The following is a 17318-nucleotide window of genomic DNA, read 5'->3' as shown; positions in this document are numbered from 1 at the left end:
GCACGAGGCCCACAGTTGAAACTTGCCAAACGTTTGCTGCTTGCCATTCTCATTATCTACCTGCTGCCCGCGTTGGCTTCGGCTGGCCTGTGGGTCATGAAAGAGCACCCGACCGGCTATCGCAATGCGCGCTGGTCTTCCGCCGGTATTCTGCCCGAGGCACCAGCGGACAAGCCAGCGGCGATCTATGTCTATTCCGCCATGACTGGCGGCTTCAAAGGCTCGATTGCCAGCCATGCCTGGATCGTGATGAAGGAGAAAGGGGCCGACAGCTATGAGCGCTACGACAAGGTCGGCTGGGGCACGCCCATTCGCCGTAACGCCTATGCTCCGGACGCCTATTGGTATTCCAACATGCCGCGCCTTGTGGTGGAGCTACACGGCGAGGAAGCCGAAAAGCTGATCCCGAAAATGCAAAAAGCCATTGCCGATTACCCCTATGGCAAGGCAGGCGGTTATCGCATCTATCCCGGTCCCAACTCCAACACCTTCGTGGCCCATGTGCTGCGTAGCGTGCCGGAACTCGGCGTCGTGTTGCCGCCGGATGCGGTGGGCCGCGATTACCTGCCCAATGGCGAATTCATCCACGTTGCCGATGACTGGAAGGATATCAGCCTTTCACTCGGCGGCTTCTTTGGCGTGTCAGCCGGTCAACGCAGTGGCTTGGAGGTCAATTTCCTCGGGCTGGTCGCCGGTATCGACGTCATGAACCCCGGCATCAAAATACCGGGGCTGGGTTATTTCGGTACGGGCTCACGGCTGGGTGTGTGATCATCGCCGCTACGGTGCGCGCGCTTGGCGCGAATGCCCTGCGCGATGAAGACCCGGGACAGGCCGTGATACAGCGGCTCTGCTGAGATCATGCGCGACGTTATATAACCCAGCATGGACGCCGCCATGATGGGAATGACGGCTTCGTGGTTGCCGGTCATTTCCAGAATGATGACGAAAGCCGTCATTGGTGCCTGAACCACGCCCGCGAAATATCCTGCCATGCCAAGTATCGCGCCGAGCCCGATGCTGGTGCCGAGAATGGACGACACCGTGCTGCCGAAACCTGCACCCACCGACAGCGATGGCGCAAAAATACCGCCGGGAATACCTGACATCATCGAAAGAAAGGTTGAGGCCAGTTTTTCGATGAAGAAGAATGTCGGAGCGGCTTGCCCCTCGATGGCGGAGCGCGCCTGCTCATAACCCGTGCCGAAGGTCGCGCCACCCGTTGCCACACCGATGATGGCGGAGGCCAGACCGCAACCGGCGGCCACGATCAACATCCGCTTTAACGGCACGCTGTGACTCCAGCGACGAATGCGTTGCGAGGCTTTGAGCGCACCGGCACTGAACAGCGCGCCGAACACGCCGCCGCCAATGCCGCAGATCAGCACCAGTCCCCAATCCGCCGCCGTCTGGGCCACGACGTTGCTCGTTCCGAAATAGGTGTAGGTTCCGACTAGTCCCAGCGATGCGAGACCCGACAGAATAACGGCGGTCAGCACCAGACCGTTGGAGCGCGACTCGTAGGTACGGCTCATTTCCTCGATGGCAAAGACGATACCTGCCAAAGGCGTGTTGAAAGCAGCGGCGATGCCTGCGGCAGAACCGGCCAGAATCAAGCCCCTCGCCTGCGCCATGCCGCCGATGCGTGCGGCCTGAAGCATGATCGACGCGCCCACCTGTACCGTCGGCCCCTCACGACCGATGGATGCTCCCGACAGCAGCCCGGCAATGGTCAACACGATCTTGCCCACCGCCAGTTTCAGAGACAACAGACGTGAGCGATCTTCATCGTCATGAAAATGCCGTGCCGCAATGGCCTGCGGAATGCCGCTGCCGCCGGAATTGGGAAACACGGTAATGGCCAGCCACGCGCAAAGCGCAAAGCCGAGCGGCGTGATGATGAGCGGCAGAAGAAAGGCCCATTGCCCCGACGATGTGACGGAAAAGAACAGGTGCTGCGCCCAATCCGCCATCTTCGCAAAGGCGACACTGATGACACCGACGGCCAGAGCACCGGTCCAGAACACCGCACGCGGCTTCCATATCCGCCACGAACCCCACATGACGCGAGAGCGGCGAAACATCTTCATTTTCTTGTATTTGGAAGGCATGGCAACTTTTCTGTCGTCCGGGGAAGGCTCACTTATCGACCTGCGACGCCGTGATTGCAACCTCGTCTTTGACAATTGCCACGGAATGGAGCAGGATCACGCATCGCAATTGCAATGCATGGAGTTGCCAGATGAAAACCGCAACGATGCCGTCCCTCCGCGTCGAGCCCGAATTTCGCGACCGGGCCGAGAGTGTTTTAAAGGACGGCGAAACGCTGTCCGCTTTCATGGAAGAGGCCGTTCGCCAACAGGTGGAAATTCGCAAATCCCAGGCGGAGTTTATTGCGCGTGGGCTTGCTGCAAGAGAAGAATCGAAGCGGACGGGAATTTATCATCGGGCGGAAGATGTTCTTGCAGAACTGAAATCCATGCTGGATGCAAAGCTTGCGGAAGACAACAAGCAGTGACGTATCAAATATTTCTCGCAGACAAAGCGCGCGATGATATTACCCGCCTCTACAGATATCTTCTTGATTACGATAAGTACGCTGCACAGCGCGCATACAATGCCATCCAAAAGGGCATCAGCGCGCTTGGTGATTTCCCGATGAGTTTCCGCAAGGTCGATCCCGAAAATCCTTTCTTGCGTGAGTTGATCATTCCATTTGGATCTTCAGGATATGTCGTCTTGTTTGAAGTTGAGACTTCAGAAAAAATCACCATCCTCGCCATCCGCCACCAGCGCGAAGACGATTACCACTGATCCCTACCGATCACTCACCGCCGCGCGCGGATTGACCCACGGCTCCTGATTGGAGCGCGGCAGTGGCTGTCTGCCTAGGATATGGTCCGACGCCTTCTCGCCCGTCATGATCGAGGGGCCGTTGAGGTTGCCGTAGGTGACATGCGGGAAGATCGAGCTATCGGCGACGCGCAGTCCTTCCACGCCGATGACACGGCATTCGGGATCGACCACGGCCATCGGGTCGTTGCGGTCACCCATCTTGCAGGTGCCGCAGGGGTGATAGGCGCTTTCCAGATGTTCCCTTAGGAATGCGTCGATGTCCTCATCCGACTGCACACCCTCGCCCGGTTGAATTTCCGGGCCGCGATAATCATCGAAGGCTTTCTGGCTGAAGATTTCCCGCGTCAGGCGCACGCAGTGGCGGAATTTCTCCCAGTCTTCGGCGTGGCTCATATAGTTGAAACGGATGACCGGATCGTCCTTTGGATCGGTCGAGCGCAGCGTGACATTGCCGCGCGATTTCGACAGGTTGAAACCGACATGGACCTGAAAACCATGGCTTTTCGCCGCCGCCTTGCCATCATAGGAAATGGCGACGGGCAGGAAGTGGAACTGGATATCCGGTTGTTTGAGGCCCGGTTCGGACCGCAGGAAGGCGCAGGCCTCGAACTGGTTGGACGCACCCAGCCCACCCTTTGTCACCAGCCATTGGGCACCGGCAACACCCTGCCAGAACCATGGCAGCCATGAATAAAGCGAAACTGGCTTGGTGGAGACCTGCTGGAAGTAGAACTCCATATGGTCCTGAAGATTGGCACCGACGCCGGGACGGTCAGCGATGACCTCGATTCCCATGTCCTGCAAATGCTGGGCGGGGCCGATGCCCGAGAGCATCAGCAGCTTGGGCGAATTGAAGGACGAGGCCGAAACGATAACCTCACGGCTGGCGCGGATGGTTTCCACCCCGCCCCTGCGCTCGATCTCGACACCCGTGGCGCGGCCATTCTCTATGACGATCTTGCGCGCGAAGCCATGCACCAGAGAGACGTTCGGTCGTTTCAGCGCGGGCCGCAGATAGGCATTGGCCGCGGACCAGCGGCGACCGTTGTGGATGGTCTGTTCCATCAGGCCAAAGCCTTCCTGCTTGGAGCCGTTATAGTCATCCGTCAGTTCGAAACCGGCCTGTGAACCGGCTTTGACGAAGGCGTGGAACAGCGGGTTTGTGACCGGTCCGCGCTGAACATGCAGCGGCCCGTCCGTGCCGCGCCAGCCCTCTTCGCCACCGTGGCTGGTTTCCATGCGCTTGTAATAGGGCAGCACATCGGCGTAAGCCCAGCCATGCGCGCCAAGCTCTTCCCAGCGATTGAAATCCTCCGCATGGCCGCGAACATAGACAAGACCATTGATGGAAGACGACCCGCCAATGACCTTGCCGCGCGGCGCGGTGATGCGGCGATTGTTGAGGTTCGGCTCCGGTTCCGAGTGGTAGCCCCAATTGTAGCGTTTCATGCTCATCGGCCAGGCAAGAGCGGCGGGCATCTGGATGAAGGGACCGAAGTCGGAGCCGCCAGCCTCGATGACGATGACGGAATATTTGCCGTCCTCCGACAGGCGATAGGCCATGGCAGAGCCTGCGGAACCGGAACCGACGATCACGAAATCTGCTTGTTGCATTGTGGTTGCTCTTTGCTGTGGCCACCTCGTCCTTCGAGGCCCGTTTCACGGGCACCTCAGGATGAGGTGGAGAGAGGTTGTGCATTTATTTCGTTGACGAACGTGCGCTGCTAAAGGGTGCCTGAGGGCAAACGCTTGCTCTCATCCTCATCCTGAGGTGCCCTTGAAACGAGCCTCGAAAAATGAGGTGGAGGGACGTTGCATTGTCTAGTTGAAAACATGCGTTGTGAAATGACGGAGGACGAAACGCTTGCTCTCATCCTCATCCTGAGGCGCCCGTGAAACGGGCCTCGAAGGACGAGGATGAGCCACTGACTCCGATACTCCCTTAGCAGGGGAGCGCACGGATTTAGTAAGGCGCCTCGACCTTCCCCGTCGCCACATAAATCGTCTTCAACTCACTATAGTGATTAAGCGCCGCCGCCGAATTCTCCCGCCCGAAGCCGGACTGTTTCGACCCACCAAACGGCATCTCCACCGGGCACAAATTATAGGTGTTGATCCACAACGTCCCCGCCTCCAACTGGTCCACCACGCGGTGCGCGCGGTTGATGTCGGCGGTGAAGACGCCGCCCGCGAGGCCGAATTCGGTGGCGTTGGCGCGGGCGATGACTTCGTCCTCATGGTCGAAGTCCAGCACGCACATGACAGGTCCGAAGATTTCCTCGCGGGCGATGGTCATGCCATCGGTCACGTCGGCAAACACGGTGGGCTGCACGTAAGCGCCCTGGCCCGACACATGATTGGGAATGCCGCCGCCGGTGATAAGGGTCGCGCCTTCGGCTTTGCCCTTCTCAATATAGGCCAGAACCTTTTCCTGCTGCGCCTTGGAGACCAGCGGGCCGATCTGGGTTGCCTCATCCATGGGATCGCCGATCACCATCGCATCGGTGCGAGCCTTGAGGTTTTCGAGGAAACGCTGCTTTGCGCCGCGCTGGACGAAAACGCGGGTCCCGTTGGAGCAGACCTGACCGGAGGAGTAGAAATTGCCCAGCATCGCGCCGCCGACAGCACTTTCGATATCGGCATCATCGAAGACAATCAGCGGAGACTTGCCGCCGAGTTCCATGGTGACGTGTTTGAGATGACCGGCAGCGGCAGCGGCCACCTTGCGGCCTGTCGGCACGGACCCGGTGAGCGAGACCTTGGCGACATCCGGGTGCTCCACCAGCAGCGGGCCTGTCGTACGGTCTCCCTGAATGACATTGAAGAGACCCTTGGGAAGCCCGGCTTCCATCAGAATTTCCGCAATCTTCAGGGCACCAAGCGGCGTGTTTTCCGAGGGTTTGAAAACCATGGCGTTGCCAGCGACCAGCGCTGGGGCAGCCTTCCAGCAAGCGATCTGCTGCGGATAGTTCCACGCCCCGATACCGACGCAAACACCGAGCGGCACGCGTTTGGTATAGGCAAAATCACCGCCCAGCGGAATGTAATCACCGTTCAGGGCCGAGGGCGCAATGCCGCCGAAGAATTCGAAAGCGTCCGCGCCGGAGGTGGAATCCGCAACGATGGTTTCTTGAATGGGCTTGCCCGTATCTAGTGTTTCCAGCTCCGACAAAGCACGATTGCGCTCACGGATGAGATCGGCGGCGCGACGAAGAATGCGACCCCGCGCTGTGGGGCTCATCGCCGCCCATTCCTTCTGCGCCTTCTTGGCAGAAGCAATGGCGCGTTCCACGATGGCCGGCGTGGCGGCGTGCAGCCTTGCAACGACTTCGCCGGTAGCGGGATAAATGCTTTCAAAGACCGTGCCCTCGGTATCTTCGACATAATCGCCATCGATGAAATGGGAGGCTTTCGGCTGGGCTTTCAATGTCATCTAAAGGTCCTCAGAGAATACGAATGGACGGCTTGCCCTCTTGAGAAGGCGCGTCAGAAAAGGGTTTGAGCTGGGTGTCGAAATAGTTTTCCACCAGTGCAGGCGCGGCAGAAAGGCCGAGCGGTGCGGCCTGCAGGCTGTGGCGGATATAGAGCCCGTCGATCAGCGCGGCGGCCCCTTCGGCGATGCGGGCGGCATCATCCGGCGGGCAGAGGCGGTTGAGGCTATCCATGATGTTGGAGCGCAGGCGGCGCGTATAGGTCACCAGCAGGCGGCGCATTTCTTCAGAGCGCTGCGCCTCCACGTAAAAAGCCAACCATGCGGCCACGGTTTCATTGGTGAATTGATCGCTCTGGAACGACACGCGGACAATGGCGCTCAACCGCGCCCGCGGGCCCGATGCCTGGCTCAGCGCCGCAATCGCATCGCGACGAAGGGCGCGCAGCAGGCTGCGGATGGTTTCCAGAAGAAGCTGCTGCTTGCTGCCGAAATAATGATGCGCCAGTGCCGCCGACACACCCGCCTCACGGGCGATATCCGACATGGTCACATTCAGCGAACCGGTCTGGCCGATGGCCCGCAATGCGGCATCCATCAGCGCCTTTTTGCGCAGCGGTTCCATTCCAAGCTTCGGCATCGGCATTCTCCTTTACAGGCAATTTATTATTGATTGACTGATCAATCAATAATAAATGCGACACGCAATCGTGTGACTTGCGCCATGTCAAACATGCCGGAAAACTTTGCCCGCTCGCCCAAATGTGCTAGGGTCGCGCCAACTGGCAAATGAAAGGTCGCAGGCATGACCGATTGCATTCGCTTGAAAAGCCTTCAGCGTCCACTAGCGCAGCTGCATGTCTGCGCCGTGACAGGCAGCCCGGTGGTTTTTGCCGCCCCTTCTCATTTTCATAAAACGACGTTTCCTTCGGAACCGAAAACGAAGGTGGGCGTTCCTTCGGGCGCGCATGACAGATGTGCTAATATAATAACCACTTAAGTCCGCTCACAACTGGCCGGGAGCGGATGCATAAAATGGCCAAGGACGGTTCAGCTTCGACATGATTGTCAGGGACGAGAACCGCCATGATAGGGAGAGACACGATGCCAATGGTGACTGTATCCATTTCCCCAGAGCAGGCCGCGAAGATGCGCGAAGCGGTGAATAGCGGGGATTACGCCTCGGGAAGCGAAGTTGTGCGTGCCGCCCTTCGCCTGTGGGTGGAAACTGCTGGTAGGGAAGGCACCACCAAGAGTGGCACGGATGCACATGCAAGCGGTGAGCATCTGAATGTAGCCGAACTTTATGCTGCGCATTCGCTCAAACGGCGTCACGCCTGAGCTGTTAAGGCTTGTGCATGAGAGCTATTTTAGCGCGTCGCGGTTGCGTCATAAAAACTTCAAGAAAGCTTCATCTGCCAGAAAGCTTTTGTTGAGGAGTTTCGAGCATTCTCCCACCCAAAAAGTGCCTTTAAAAATGGGCGCAATGGTGGAGAAAATTCATGCAGTCGACGGCGATCGACCCTGACGTCATACGGCGATTTGCAACCGGGCAAATGGCTTCCATGGCGAAACTCGTTCTTGAAACGGCTTTTCAGCCGATTGTCGAAGCCACGACAGGCACTGTTTTCGGATACGAATCCCTGATGCGCGGTTTCGATCGCATCGGTTTTTCCAGCCCGCTGGACCTTCTGGACCACATTGAAGCCGATGGCCAGCTGGTTGCCGTCGAGCAGATGCTGGCAGGCCGGGCGCTGGCCAAATTTTCCACCCTGCCGGAGTTCTCTTCCGCCACACTATTTCTCAACCTCGATGTTCGCCTTATTCCGCATGGCGATGCGATTCTGAACAAGCTTCTGGAGCATCTGGCCAAGGCCTCGATACCGCCCTCTTCCATCTGCTTCGAACTCTCCGAGCGTTTCGACAATACCAGCGTGCCGGAGTTCAGCGCACTGATTGCCCGTATGCGTAAGGAAGGCTTCAAACTGGCTATCGACGACTTCGGCGTCGGCCATGGCGAAATGAAGCTGTTGTGCGAGTTCCCGGTCGATTACCTGAAGATCGACCGCTATTTCATCGATGGCATGGACCGCAATCCGCGCAAGCGCCATCTGGTGAAGAACATCGTCAACATTGCCCACACGCTGGGTGTGCGGGTGATTGCCGAGGGTATCGAGACCGAAGCGGAGTTTCTGGCCTGCCGCGAACATGGTGTGGATCTGGTGCAGGGCTGGTTTATTTCCCGGCCCACCACTTTCGTCAGTGAATTGCAAGGCGCCTTTCCGCATCTGCAGCACCTGGGCGAGACCCGTCGCAGCAGCCAGACGCTGGATGAAATCCTCATTCGCCGCCAGATCGAGCGGCTGCCAACCGTGTTTGAAAACGACACCATCGACAGCGTGTTCGAGCTGTTTCGCCGCAACCCGGCGCAGGCCTTCTTTCCGGTTCTCAACGCCAATGGTGAGCCGCGCGGCGTTATCAACGAGCATCACCTGAAAGAATATATCTACCAGCCCTTCGGCCGCGACCTGCTGAAAAACAAGGTCTATGAACGCACGATTTCGCATTTCGTGGACGGCGCGCCGATTGTCGGGCTGGATGCGGATGCGGACCAGTTGATGAATGTCTTTGCCAATACTGGCGGCAGCGCCTGTGTGATTTTGACCGAGAATATGCGCTATATCGGCGTGGTTTCCGCTGCATCGCTCATCAAGGTCATCAATGAAAAGCAGTTGAAGCTTGCACAGGAGCAGAACCCGCTGACGGCCCTGCCCGGCAATCGCGCCATCAGCAGCTTCATCGAAGCCAGCTGCGGCGACAGCGATGACAACCGCTTCTTCTGCTATTGCGATTTCGACAATTTCAAACCCTTCAACGATAAATACGGCTTCCATGTTGGCGACCATGCCATCACGCTGTTTTCAGCACTGATGAAGCGTTATTTCTTCTCCGGCGATTGCTTCCTTGGCCATATTGGCGGCGACGATTTCTTCATCGGCGTTCGCGACTGGCAGCAGGATGAGGTGACGGAAATTCTGGAGCGTCTGCTCAGCGATTTCCACGACGACGTGGTGCAGCTTTATTCGGAAGAAGACCGGGCTGCAGGGCTGATCACTGGTCATGACCGCTTTGGCAATGAACGTGAGTTTGCGCTGCTTCGCTGCTCCATCGGCGTGCTTCAACTGCCCAGGGGCCTGCTTTTGGGTAATCCTGAGCGGATCGGGGGCGAGATCGCGGCCATCAAGAAAGCTGCCAAGGAAAGCGAATCCGGCCTTATCATCCGCAGTTCTGGCGACGCGCATTAGGAGGCGAGCGCCGATTTATGGCCTAACTTTCGCCGTAGCGGCAAAACGCCTCCTTCCCTCCGGGCGGCATCTCGCCTAGTTTCCCTGCCATTGAAACACAATGGAGGCCCGCCATGACTTTGCCCACGACGATGCGATTTGTTGATCTGCCAAGCTTCGGTGAACCGGAAGTGATGGTCTTTGCAAAGGGCGCTGTTCCCACGCCAAAGGCGGGTGAGATTCTGGTCAAGGTGCAGGCGGCGGGCATCAACAGACCGGATGTGGCGCAGCGGCAGGGCAACTATCCGGCACCGAAGGATGCAAGCCCGGTTCTGGGGCTGGAAATTGCCGGTGAAGTGGTGGCGCTGGGCGAAGGTGTCACCGAATACAGCGTCGGAGACAATGTATGTGGGCTGGCCAATGGCGGCGGTTATGCGGAATATTGCGTCGTGCCTGCGGGCCAGGCCCTGCCCTTCCCCAAGGGTTATGACGCCGTGAAAGCGGCGGCACTGCCGGAAACATTCTTCACCGTCTGGGCCAATCTGTTCCAGATGGCGGGGCTGACCGAGGGCGAAAGCGTGCTGATCCACGGCGGCACCAGCGGCATCGGCACAACCGCCATTCAGCTGGCCAAGGCGTTCGGCGCAGAGGTCTATGCCACCGCTGGCTCCAAGGAAAAATGCGATGCCTGCGTAAAGCTCGGCGCAAAGCGGGCGATCAATTACCGCGACGAGGACTTCGCTGAGGTCATCAAGGCTGAGACCGACGGTAAGGGCGTGGATGTCATCCTCGACATGATCGGCGCCTCTTATTTCGCCAAGAACCTGTCTTCGCTCGCCAAGGACGGATGTCTTTCGATCATCGCCTTTCTCGGCGGCAACATTGCCGAAAAGGTCGATCTGCGCCCCATCATGGTCAAACGCCTGACCGTCACCGGCTCCACCATGCGCCCGCGCACAGCAGACGAAAAACGCGCGATCCGCGATGAGTTGGTGGCCGAAGTCTGGCCGCTATTGGAAGCAGGCAAGATCGCGCCTGTCATTCACGACGTGATCGATTTCGACCATGTGGCGGATGGGCATAAACTGATGGAAAGCAGCAGCCATATTGGGAAGATTGTGATGCGGGTTTCTTGATCAGACATGATCCGGACTGTTGTTATCATTGACAACAGTCCGCTGTGTTGTTAACAATAACAACATGGGTGCGACGTTGATAGAAAAATCCAGAAAGGTCATTGATGAAAAGACCTTTTTTGAAGTGGTGTTATGGCACTTGCCCGAGCCGGTACCCGGCAGCGTCCATCCATTCAAATATCGATTGGCGCTTGTCGTGAATGGCGAGTGCATTCTTCGCTACGACAATGAGCGCGGCAAAGGAGACCATCGCCACATCGGTGGTCGTGAAGAAGCAATCATATTCACCACGCTTGAAGCGCTCTTCGACGACTTTCAAACCGACATGGAAAGGATTCTGAAATGACGAGTTTGACGATACGATTGAGCACGATGGACGATATGAAGGCGCGGTTCGCGGCGGCTGGGAAGCTCGCCCTTTCCGGCAATGCGGTAGAGGCGACACCATCCATCGAATTTTCCAGCTACGACGATCTGCATCGTATTCTGGCGCCTTTGCGACTGAGTATTGTCAGAAGCCTCGTGGGCCAGGGCCCGCTCGCCATTCGCGAAGTGGCGCGGCGTGTAGGCCGTGATGTGCAGGCGGTGCACCGGGATGTCACGACGCTGATCAATGCGGGCATTATCGACAAGCACGAAAACGGCGTCGAATTTCCTTACGACAACATTCATTTCGAGTTCGACATGAAGGCTGAAAAGGCGGCGTGAGTTTTCCAACCCCTTGCAATCCCCGCGAATCGTATTACCTTCTTCTTATGTTCAACGTAGCGAAAGGAAGGTGATCCAATGTCTAGTGAGATTTCGGTCTTGGTGCGTGACAGTGGAAAGGATTTGATTTTGACGAGGCAGCCCTCGGCTTGATCCGCCTTCCAACGGGACGTTGATAAACGTTTCCAGGTCTGTAACAACGACCAAACTCATGGAAGGGCCGCTAACCAAGCGGCCCTTTTCCTTTGTCCGCGTTTCTACTTGCGGAAGATTTTCCAGCGGGTTGGGCGGAAGCGGAGTTCGTTGCCGACGGCGACAGAGGCGTCCAGTGGAACTTCGATCTCCAGATGGTAGGGCTCATGGCCGTTGTTGGCGATGTCGATTTCGGCGATGCGCGTGCCAGCCAGACGGCGACAGGTGGTGACCTTGCCGTAAAGTGCGTCCTTCTCAGCCGTCAGAACAACATCTTCGGGGCGGAAGAACAGATCGCCCTCGCCGTCATTCGCCTCTCTAATGCCAATGCTTTCTCCCTGAAACAGCACATGGCCATCACGGATCGTCACCGGCAGGTTGGAGGATTCGCCGATGAAGGAGAAAACGAAGGGTGAGTTGGGCGTGTCATAGACATCATCCGCCGTGCCGACCTGCTCGATCTTGCCCTGGCTCATGACGACCACACGGTCGGCCAGTTCCAGTGCTTCTTCCTGATCGTGGGTCACGAAAACAGTGGTATGGCCGGTGCGGTCATGGAACTCGCGCAGCCAGCGACGCAGCTCCTTGCGCACCTTGGCATCCAGCGCACCGAAGGGTTCGTCCAGAAGCAACACGCGCGGCTCGATGGCGACGGCGCGGGCGAGCGCCACGCGCTGACGCTGACCGCCGGAGAGCTGGTTGGGATAACGCTTTTCCAGACCTTGGAGATGCACCATATCCAGAAGTTCCGACACACGTTTGCGAATTTCCGCCTTTGGCGGACGGCTGGAGGATGGGCGGACTTTGAGGCCAAAGCCGATATTGTCAGCCACCGTCATGTGGCGGAACAAAGCGTAATGCTGGAATACGAAACCGACATTGCGCTCCTGCACGGAACGGTGCGAGGCATCTTCGTCACCGAAGAAGATTTGCCCTTGCGTCGGCTGTTCCAGACCGGCGATGAGGCGCAGCAGCGTCGTCTTGCCGGAGCCGGATGGGCCAAGCAGTGCGATCAACTCACCAGAACGGATGTTCAGCGACACATCGTTCAAGGCGGGAAAGCGGTCGAACTGCTTGGTGATACCGGAAACTTTCACTTCCATTGATATGCCCTTCAATGCTTGCCGGCGGCGTTGCCCGCGCCAAAGCGTATTTCAAGAATGGTTTTGAGAACAAGGGTGACGAGCGCCAGACCCGCAAGCAATGTCGCCACGGCAAAGGCCGCGCCGATATTGTACTCGTTATAGAGGATTTCGACATGCAGCGGCATGGTGTTGGTTTCACCACGGATATGGCCAGAAACCACCGAAACGGCACCGAACTCACCCATGGCGCGGGCATTGCACAGCAGCACGCCGTAGAGCAGGCCCCATTTGATATTGGGCAGCGTGACGAACCAGAAGGTCTGCCAGCCGGATGCACCCAGCGAAATGGCCGCTTCCTCATCGCCCGTGCCCTGATCCTGCATCAGCGGGATCAATTCGCGCGCGACGAAGGGAAAGGTCACAAAGATGGTGGCCAGCACGATGCCAGGGACGGCAAAGAGAATTTCGATGCCATAGCTTTTGAGGAACGGACCAAGCACGCTGTGGGATGAAAACAGGATGACATAAACGAGACCGGAAATGACCGGCGAGATGGAGAATGGCAAGTCGATCAGCGTGATGAGAAACGCCTTTCCCTTGAACTCGAATTTAGCAATCGACCATGCAGCGGCAATACCGAAGACGAGGTTGAGCGGCACGGCAATGGCCGCCACGAGAAGCGTGAGGCGAATGGCCGATAGCGCATCCTGCTCGACAATCGCTTCCCAGAATGAGCCGATGCCCTTTCGAAACGCTTCGACGAACACCGCGACCAGCGGAAGCACGAGGAACAATGCAAGGAACAGGAAGGCCAGCCCGATAAGTACGATGCGAGCAGGCAAAGCCTCGCTGGCGGGATCGCGGAACGGCTTGGTGGATGGAAGGCTGCGCGCGTGATCAGGCATAACCGTACCTCTTGCGGCTCCACGCCTGAATGAGATTGATAACGAAAAGCATGGCAAACGAGATGATCAGCATGATCGTGGCGATGCCGGTGGCCGCCGCATAGTTGAACTCCTCCAGCCGGATGACAATCAGAAGCGGTGCGATTTCCGAGACGTAGGGAATGTTACCGGCAATGAAGATGACCGAGCCATATTCCCCCACCCCACGCGCAAAGGCGAGCGCGAAACCGGTGAGAATGGCAGGTGTGAGGCTTGGCAGCAAAATGCGGGTGATGGTCTGGAAACGGTTGGCACCCAGCGTTGCGGCCACTTCCTCCACCTGACGGTCGATTTCTTCCATGACCGGCTGCACCGTGCGCACCACAAAAGGCAGGCCGATGAAGATCAGCGCAATGACGATGCCCGTCGGCGTAAACGCGATCTTGATGCCAAAGGGTTCGAACAATTGGCCGACCCAGCCGCGATTGGAATAAAGCGCGGTCAGCGCAATACCGGCAACGGCTGTCGGCAGCGCAAAGGGCAAATCTACGATGGCATCCACGAAGCGGCGGCCCGGAAAGCGGTAACGCACCAGCACCCATGCAATGAGCACACCGAAGATGGCATTGACGAAGGCCGCCAGAAAGGCGGTGGTAAAGGAGATGCGCAGCGCATTCAGCGTCCGGCTATCGGTCGCGATGGCGAAAAAATCCGCAAAACCGAGTTTTGCGGTGGACCAGACCAGACCGGCCAAAGGAATGAGAATGATGAGAAACAGGTAGGTGATGGTGTAACCAAGCGTCAGGCCAAATCCCGGCAAGACGCTGGACTGACGCCACTTCGACTTTGCGGGCGATGGGGTTTTGCTCATCAGGGCTCCGGGTAAAATGGGGGCCATCGACAGCCACCCTCTTATGCGCCATCGACCGGCTCGGGGCCGGTCGATCTTGTCTCCAATCCAAACAGGACGCGCGGGCGACCTGTTCGGCGTGTTACATCATCCGCTTACTTTGCGGGCTTGTAAATCTGGTCGAAGATGCCGCCATCACCGAAATGCTCCGGCTGTGCCTTGGCCCAACCGCCGAACTGCGGATCGTCGATGGTGACGAGCTTGATGTCAGGCAGTTGCTTGAGCAAATCCTTTGAAACAACAGACGGATTGGACGGGCGGTAGAAGTGCTTGGCAGCAATGTTCTGGCCTTCGTCAGAATAGAGGTATTGCAGGTAGGCTTCGGCCTGCTTGCGGGTGCCCTTAGCATCGACATTGGCGTCAACCACGGCAACCGGCGGCTCTGCCAGAATGGAGATCGGCGGAACGACGATGTCGAAGGCGTCCTTGCCGAATTCTTCACCCGCCAGATAGGCTTCGTTTTCCCACGCCAGCAGCACATCACCGATCTGGCGCTGTGCGAAGGTGACCGTGGAGCCGCGTGCACCCGTATCCAGCACCGGAGCGCGCTTGTAGAGTTCACCGACATAGGCCTTGATCTTGTCCTTGTCGCCTTTGTACTCTTCGTTAGCCCATGCCCATGCGGCCAGATAGTTCCAGCGCGCACCGCCCGATGTCTTCGGGTTCGGCGTCACGATCTGGATATCGCCCTTCACGAGGTCACCCCAGTTATGGATGCCCTTCGGGTTGCCCTTGCGGACGAGGAAGACGATTGTCGAGGTATAAGGCGAGGAATTGTGCGGGAGGCGGGTGCGCCAGTCCTTGTTGATCTTGCCGCCATTGGCAACGATGGCGTCGATGTCGCTCTGAAGGGCCAGTGTGACAACATCGGCCTCAAGACCATCGATGACCGACCGGGCCTGCTTGCCGGAGCCGCCATGCGACTGCTTGATGGTGACGTCCTCGCCGGTATCGGCCTTCCACTTCTTGGCGAAGGCTTCGTTGAAGTCCTTGTAGAGTTCGCGGGTCGGATCATAGGACACGTTGAGAAGCGTGGTCTCCGCGCGGGCCATTCCGACAGCACCGAGAGTGACTGACAGGCTGAGCGCTACGGCGCTGAGGCTGGAAAGAAGTTTCGACATCGGTATCCCTCCTAGATGCATTGCGCTTAACACTACCGGTTCAGTAGAGTTGGTCAATCAGGGCGATCACGATCGCAAAAGTGTTTCCCTTCGCTTGGCACCAGCGGCAACAAATGCAACGCCGCATGCTGAAAATGCGCAACAAGTGCCATAGAAATGCAGGGCTTTACGCAAAACCAGTTCGTATTTTTACCGTATTTTCGCCGCGAACGGATGAAAAAATCCGTCATCAGGGATAATTTTTCCGTGTCGCTCAAGGTTTACGCGGTCAGAAGCTCGGCCACATCGGCACCGCTGATGGCATCTGCAATCGTCGTGTTGAAGAGAATGTTGCGCGTCGCATCTGCCACCTGCGCAAAGACGTGGCGGATTTCGCACTGCGTTTCGCCGTCGCAATCCTCGCAGCGCCGGTAAGCCGTCTGCGACAGGCACGGCAGCGGCGCCACCGGCCCATCTATCAGCCGAAGCACTTCGCCGAATGATATCTCTGTCGCCGGGCGCTGAAGCAGATAGCCACCTTGCTTGCCGCGACGGCTGGTGACGATCTCCGCGCGCTTCAGTTCCAAAAGAATCTGCTCCAGAAACTTCTTAGGGATGGCCTGGGTGCGGGCGATATCGGAAATCTGCACAGGACAGTTCCCGTCGGCTCTCGCCAACGCCAGCAGCGCACGTAACGCATATTTCGCCTTTTGGGAAATCATACTAAAATTACCGAAAATATCATGAATGGGGTTGCTTTTTTCGATTAGCGCAGTTTTTATACGAACACAAATCGGGACTGATTTCGCCAGACTGGGACTCTTTTGCGCGTAACTTACGTGCAAGAGAGATATTTGCTCCCCAAGGCCATGCACAAGCATAGCCATTCCTGTCAAAAAACCCGCATTTCAGGGATTATTCGAAGCAGTAGAGTTTCGGACCCGTGAAATGACCATCAACACCCCATCGCATAGTCTTTCCAGCCATGATGTTGCATCGCTCGATGAAACGCTCGCCAGCCTTGATCTAGCCGGGCGGCTTGCATTTGTTGCCGGGTTGGGTGGACGAGCGGTTTTCACAACGAGCCTCGGCATCGAGGATCAGGTCATCACCGCCGCAATAGGCACACATCGCCTGCCAATCGACGTCTCGACACTGGAAACGGGACGCCTGTTTGCAGAAACCGTGACGCTGATCGGCGAGACCGAAGAGCGCTACAACATCACCATCAAGCGCTTTTATCCAGAGCAGGATGACATCGACGCTTATGCTGCGAAATATGGTCTGAATGGATTTTATGACAGCGTCGAGGCTCGCCATGCCTGCTGTCATGTACGCAAGCTGGTGCCGCTGGCCAAAGCGCTGGATGGTGCAAGTTTCTGGATTACTGGCCTTCGTCGTGGCCAGTCAGGCAACAGGGCAACGACGCCCTTTGCCGAATTCGATGCCGAGCGCAATCTGATCAAGATCAATCCGCTTGCGGACTGGGATATCGATGTGATCAAGGCGCATGTCATAGCGGAAAACATTCCCGTCAATCCGCTCCACGCCCGCGGGTATCCCTCCATCGGCTGTGAGCCGTGTACCCGCGCCATCAAGCCCGGCGAACCAGAACGCGCCGGTCGGTGGTGGTGGGAAAATGACGAGAAGCGCGAGTGCGGTCTGCATGTGGCCGAGGAGCGCCAAGCCTCTACGGTATCCGCCGCTTCACAACGATAATTGAAATCAGTACA

At 57.6% G+C, this 17318-nt stretch carries 19 protein-coding genes; 9 read left to right on the top strand and 10 right to left on the bottom strand.

Features of this window, described 5'->3' with window-relative positions; genetic code table 11:
- The first annotated feature begins 15 nt into the window (after positions 1 to 15).
- Positions 16 to 771 (top strand): DUF3750 domain-containing protein, encoded by a 756-nt coding sequence (locus tag AC27VJ_RS03670; RefSeq protein ID WP_353576139.1) that lies wholly within the window; start codon positions 16 to 18, stop codon positions 769 to 771.
- Here AC27VJ_RS03670 and AC27VJ_RS03665 read toward each other — a convergent pair.
- The gene (locus tag AC27VJ_RS03665) at positions 738 to 2111 is read right to left on the bottom strand and encodes a chloride channel protein (protein WP_488682831.1); all 1374 of its coding nucleotides are present in this window, start codon (positions 2109 to 2111) and stop codon (positions 738 to 740) included. The two genes, AC27VJ_RS03670 and AC27VJ_RS03665, sit on opposite strands and share 34 nt — an antisense overlap.
- A gap of 131 nt (positions 2112 to 2242) precedes the next feature.
- On the opposite strand from AC27VJ_RS03665, the gene AC27VJ_RS03660 reads away from it, so the two are divergent.
- Together AC27VJ_RS03660 and AC27VJ_RS03655 are read left to right on the top strand one after the other, a co-directional pair.
- Positions 2243 to 2518, top strand: a complete 276-nt coding sequence (locus AC27VJ_RS03660; RefSeq protein ID WP_488682830.1) for a YlcI/YnfO family protein — start codon at positions 2243 to 2245, stop codon at positions 2516 to 2518.
- Complete coding sequence (locus AC27VJ_RS03655; RefSeq protein ID WP_488682828.1) at positions 2515 to 2814, top strand: type II toxin-antitoxin system RelE/ParE family toxin; 300 nt, start codon at positions 2515 to 2517, stop codon at positions 2812 to 2814. The genes AC27VJ_RS03660 and AC27VJ_RS03655 overlap by 4 nt, the downstream gene beginning before the upstream one ends.
- A 3-nt stretch (positions 2815 to 2817) precedes the next feature.
- On the opposite strand, the gene betA is transcribed toward AC27VJ_RS03655, so the two are convergent.
- From betA to betI, 3 genes are all read right to left on the bottom strand, one after another.
- On the bottom strand, positions 2818 to 4470 hold the full coding sequence (gene betA / locus AC27VJ_RS03650; RefSeq protein ID WP_488682827.1) for a choline dehydrogenase: 1653 nt from the start codon (positions 4468 to 4470) through the stop codon (positions 2818 to 2820).
- Positions 4471 to 4819: 349 nt separating this feature from the next.
- The gene (gene betB, locus AC27VJ_RS03645; protein WP_488683180.1) at positions 4820 to 6283 is read right to left on the bottom strand and encodes a betaine-aldehyde dehydrogenase; all 1464 of its coding nucleotides are present in this window, start codon (positions 6281 to 6283) and stop codon (positions 4820 to 4822) included.
- Between the two features lie 16 nt (positions 6284 to 6299).
- Positions 6300 to 6926: a transcriptional regulator BetI gene (betI, locus tag AC27VJ_RS03640; protein ID WP_113086031.1), complete on the bottom strand. Its 627-nt coding sequence runs from the start codon at positions 6924 to 6926 to the stop codon at positions 6300 to 6302.
- A 464-nt stretch (positions 6927 to 7390) separates the two neighbouring features.
- Here betI and AC27VJ_RS03635 point away from each other — a divergent pair, with 464 nt between their 5' ends.
- The 5 genes from AC27VJ_RS03635 (at position 7391) to AC27VJ_RS03615 (ending at position 11414) form a co-directional block, all read left to right on the top strand.
- Positions 7391 to 7627 carry a ribbon-helix-helix domain-containing protein gene (locus AC27VJ_RS03635; protein ID WP_488682826.1) on the top strand — a complete coding sequence of 79 codons (237 nt, stop codon included), beginning with the start codon at positions 7391 to 7393 and terminating at the stop codon, positions 7625 to 7627.
- 161 nt (positions 7628 to 7788) lie between these two features.
- Positions 7789 to 9591, top strand: a complete 1803-nt coding sequence (locus AC27VJ_RS03630; RefSeq protein WP_113086033.1) for a GGDEF domain-containing protein — start codon at positions 7789 to 7791, stop codon at positions 9589 to 9591.
- Between the two features lie 113 nt (positions 9592 to 9704).
- On the top strand, positions 9705 to 10706 hold the full coding sequence (locus tag AC27VJ_RS03625) for an NAD(P)H-quinone oxidoreductase (protein ID WP_488682825.1): 1002 nt from the start codon (positions 9705 to 9707) through the stop codon (positions 10704 to 10706).
- 64 nt (positions 10707 to 10770) lie between these two features.
- Positions 10771 to 11052, top strand: a complete 282-nt coding sequence (locus AC27VJ_RS03620; RefSeq protein WP_488682824.1) for a toxin-antitoxin system TumE family protein — start codon at positions 10771 to 10773, stop codon at positions 11050 to 11052.
- On the top strand, positions 11049 to 11414 hold the full coding sequence (locus tag AC27VJ_RS03615) for an HVO_A0114 family putative DNA-binding protein (protein ID WP_353576131.1): 366 nt from the start codon (positions 11049 to 11051) through the stop codon (positions 11412 to 11414). Before AC27VJ_RS03620 ends, AC27VJ_RS03615 begins: the two co-directional genes overlap by 4 nt.
- A gap of 257 nt (positions 11415 to 11671) precedes the next feature.
- On the opposite strand, the gene AC27VJ_RS03610 is transcribed toward AC27VJ_RS03615, so the two are convergent.
- The 6 genes from AC27VJ_RS03610 to AC27VJ_RS03585 form a co-directional block, all read right to left on the bottom strand.
- Positions 11672 to 12709, bottom strand: coding sequence for a sulfate/molybdate ABC transporter ATP-binding protein (locus AC27VJ_RS03610; protein ID WP_488682823.1), 1038 nt, complete (start codon positions 12707 to 12709; stop codon positions 11672 to 11674).
- A gap of 11 nt (positions 12710 to 12720) precedes the next feature.
- On the bottom strand, positions 12721 to 13596 hold the full coding sequence (cysW, locus tag AC27VJ_RS03605; RefSeq protein ID WP_488682822.1) for a sulfate ABC transporter permease subunit CysW: 876 nt from the start codon (positions 13594 to 13596) through the stop codon (positions 12721 to 12723).
- Positions 13589 to 14446 carry a sulfate ABC transporter permease subunit CysT gene (gene cysT, locus AC27VJ_RS03600; RefSeq protein ID WP_113086037.1) on the bottom strand — a complete coding sequence of 286 codons (858 nt, stop codon included), beginning with the start codon at positions 14444 to 14446 and terminating at the stop codon, positions 13589 to 13591. The genes cysW and cysT overlap by 8 nt, the downstream gene beginning before the upstream one ends.
- Before the next feature lie 134 nt (positions 14447 to 14580).
- The gene (locus tag AC27VJ_RS03595; protein WP_488682821.1) at positions 14581 to 15606 is read right to left on the bottom strand and encodes a sulfate ABC transporter substrate-binding protein; all 1026 of its coding nucleotides are present in this window, start codon (positions 15604 to 15606) and stop codon (positions 14581 to 14583) included.
- Between the two features lie 53 nt (positions 15607 to 15659).
- Positions 15660 to 15863, bottom strand: a complete 204-nt coding sequence (locus tag AC27VJ_RS03590) for a hypothetical protein (protein WP_488682820.1) — start codon at positions 15861 to 15863, stop codon at positions 15660 to 15662.
- A gap of 3 nt (positions 15864 to 15866) precedes the next feature.
- Positions 15867 to 16307 (bottom strand): RrF2 family transcriptional regulator, encoded by a 441-nt coding sequence (locus tag AC27VJ_RS03585; protein WP_488682819.1) that lies wholly within the window; start codon positions 16305 to 16307, stop codon positions 15867 to 15869.
- Positions 16308 to 16533: 226 nt separating this feature from the next.
- Between AC27VJ_RS03585 and AC27VJ_RS03580 the strand changes: the two genes are divergently transcribed.
- Positions 16534 to 17304, top strand: a complete 771-nt coding sequence (locus tag AC27VJ_RS03580; RefSeq protein WP_488682818.1) for a phosphoadenylyl-sulfate reductase — start codon at positions 16534 to 16536, stop codon at positions 17302 to 17304.
- The last annotated feature ends 14 nt before the right edge of the window (positions 17305 to 17318 follow it).

The sequence above is a fragment of the Agrobacterium sp. 20P9.1.2 genome, from assembly GCF_057799395.1.
The sequence above is the reverse complement of the archived record's forward strand: the minus strand, read 5'-3'. Positions and strand labels throughout refer to the sequence as shown.

Excerpts from the sequence above, each read along its gene's own strand:
- AC27VJ_RS03665 (WP_488682831.1), bottom strand. The coding sequence starts at position 2,111 with ATGCCTTCCAAATACAAGAAAATGAAGATGTTTCGCCGCTCTCGCGTC.
- AC27VJ_RS03660 (WP_488682830.1), top strand. The coding sequence starts at position 2,243 with ATGAAAACCGCAACGATGCCGTCCCTCCGCGTCGAGCCCGAATTTCGC.
- betA (WP_488682827.1), bottom strand. The coding sequence starts at position 4,470 with ATGCAACAAGCAGATTTCGTGATCGTCGGTTCCGGTTCCGCAGGCTCT.
- betI (WP_113086031.1), bottom strand. The coding sequence starts at position 6,926 with ATGCCGAAGCTTGGAATGGAACCGCTGCGCAAAAAGGCGCTGATGGAT.
- AC27VJ_RS03635 (WP_488682826.1), top strand. The coding sequence starts at position 7,391 with ATGCCAATGGTGACTGTATCCATTTCCCCAGAGCAGGCCGCGAAGATG.
- AC27VJ_RS03630 (WP_113086033.1), top strand. The coding sequence starts at position 7,789 with ATGCAGTCGACGGCGATCGACCCTGACGTCATACGGCGATTTGCAACC.
- AC27VJ_RS03625 (WP_488682825.1), top strand. The coding sequence starts at position 9,705 with ATGACTTTGCCCACGACGATGCGATTTGTTGATCTGCCAAGCTTCGGT.
- AC27VJ_RS03620 (WP_488682824.1), top strand. The coding sequence starts at position 10,771 with ATGGGTGCGACGTTGATAGAAAAATCCAGAAAGGTCATTGATGAAAAG.
- AC27VJ_RS03615 (WP_353576131.1), top strand. The coding sequence starts at position 11,049 with ATGACGAGTTTGACGATACGATTGAGCACGATGGACGATATGAAGGCG.
- AC27VJ_RS03610 (WP_488682823.1), bottom strand. The coding sequence starts at position 12,709 with ATGGAAGTGAAAGTTTCCGGTATCACCAAGCAGTTCGACCGCTTTCCC.
- cysW (WP_488682822.1), bottom strand. The coding sequence starts at position 13,596 with ATGCCTGATCACGCGCGCAGCCTTCCATCCACCAAGCCGTTCCGCGAT.
- cysT (WP_113086037.1), bottom strand. The coding sequence starts at position 14,446 with ATGAGCAAAACCCCATCGCCCGCAAAGTCGAAGTGGCGTCAGTCCAGC.
- AC27VJ_RS03595 (WP_488682821.1), bottom strand. The coding sequence starts at position 15,606 with ATGTCGAAACTTCTTTCCAGCCTCAGCGCCGTAGCGCTCAGCCTGTCA.
- AC27VJ_RS03585 (WP_488682819.1), bottom strand. The coding sequence starts at position 16,307 with ATGATTTCCCAAAAGGCGAAATATGCGTTACGTGCGCTGCTGGCGTTG.
- AC27VJ_RS03580 (WP_488682818.1), top strand. The coding sequence starts at position 16,534 with ATGACCATCAACACCCCATCGCATAGTCTTTCCAGCCATGATGTTGCA.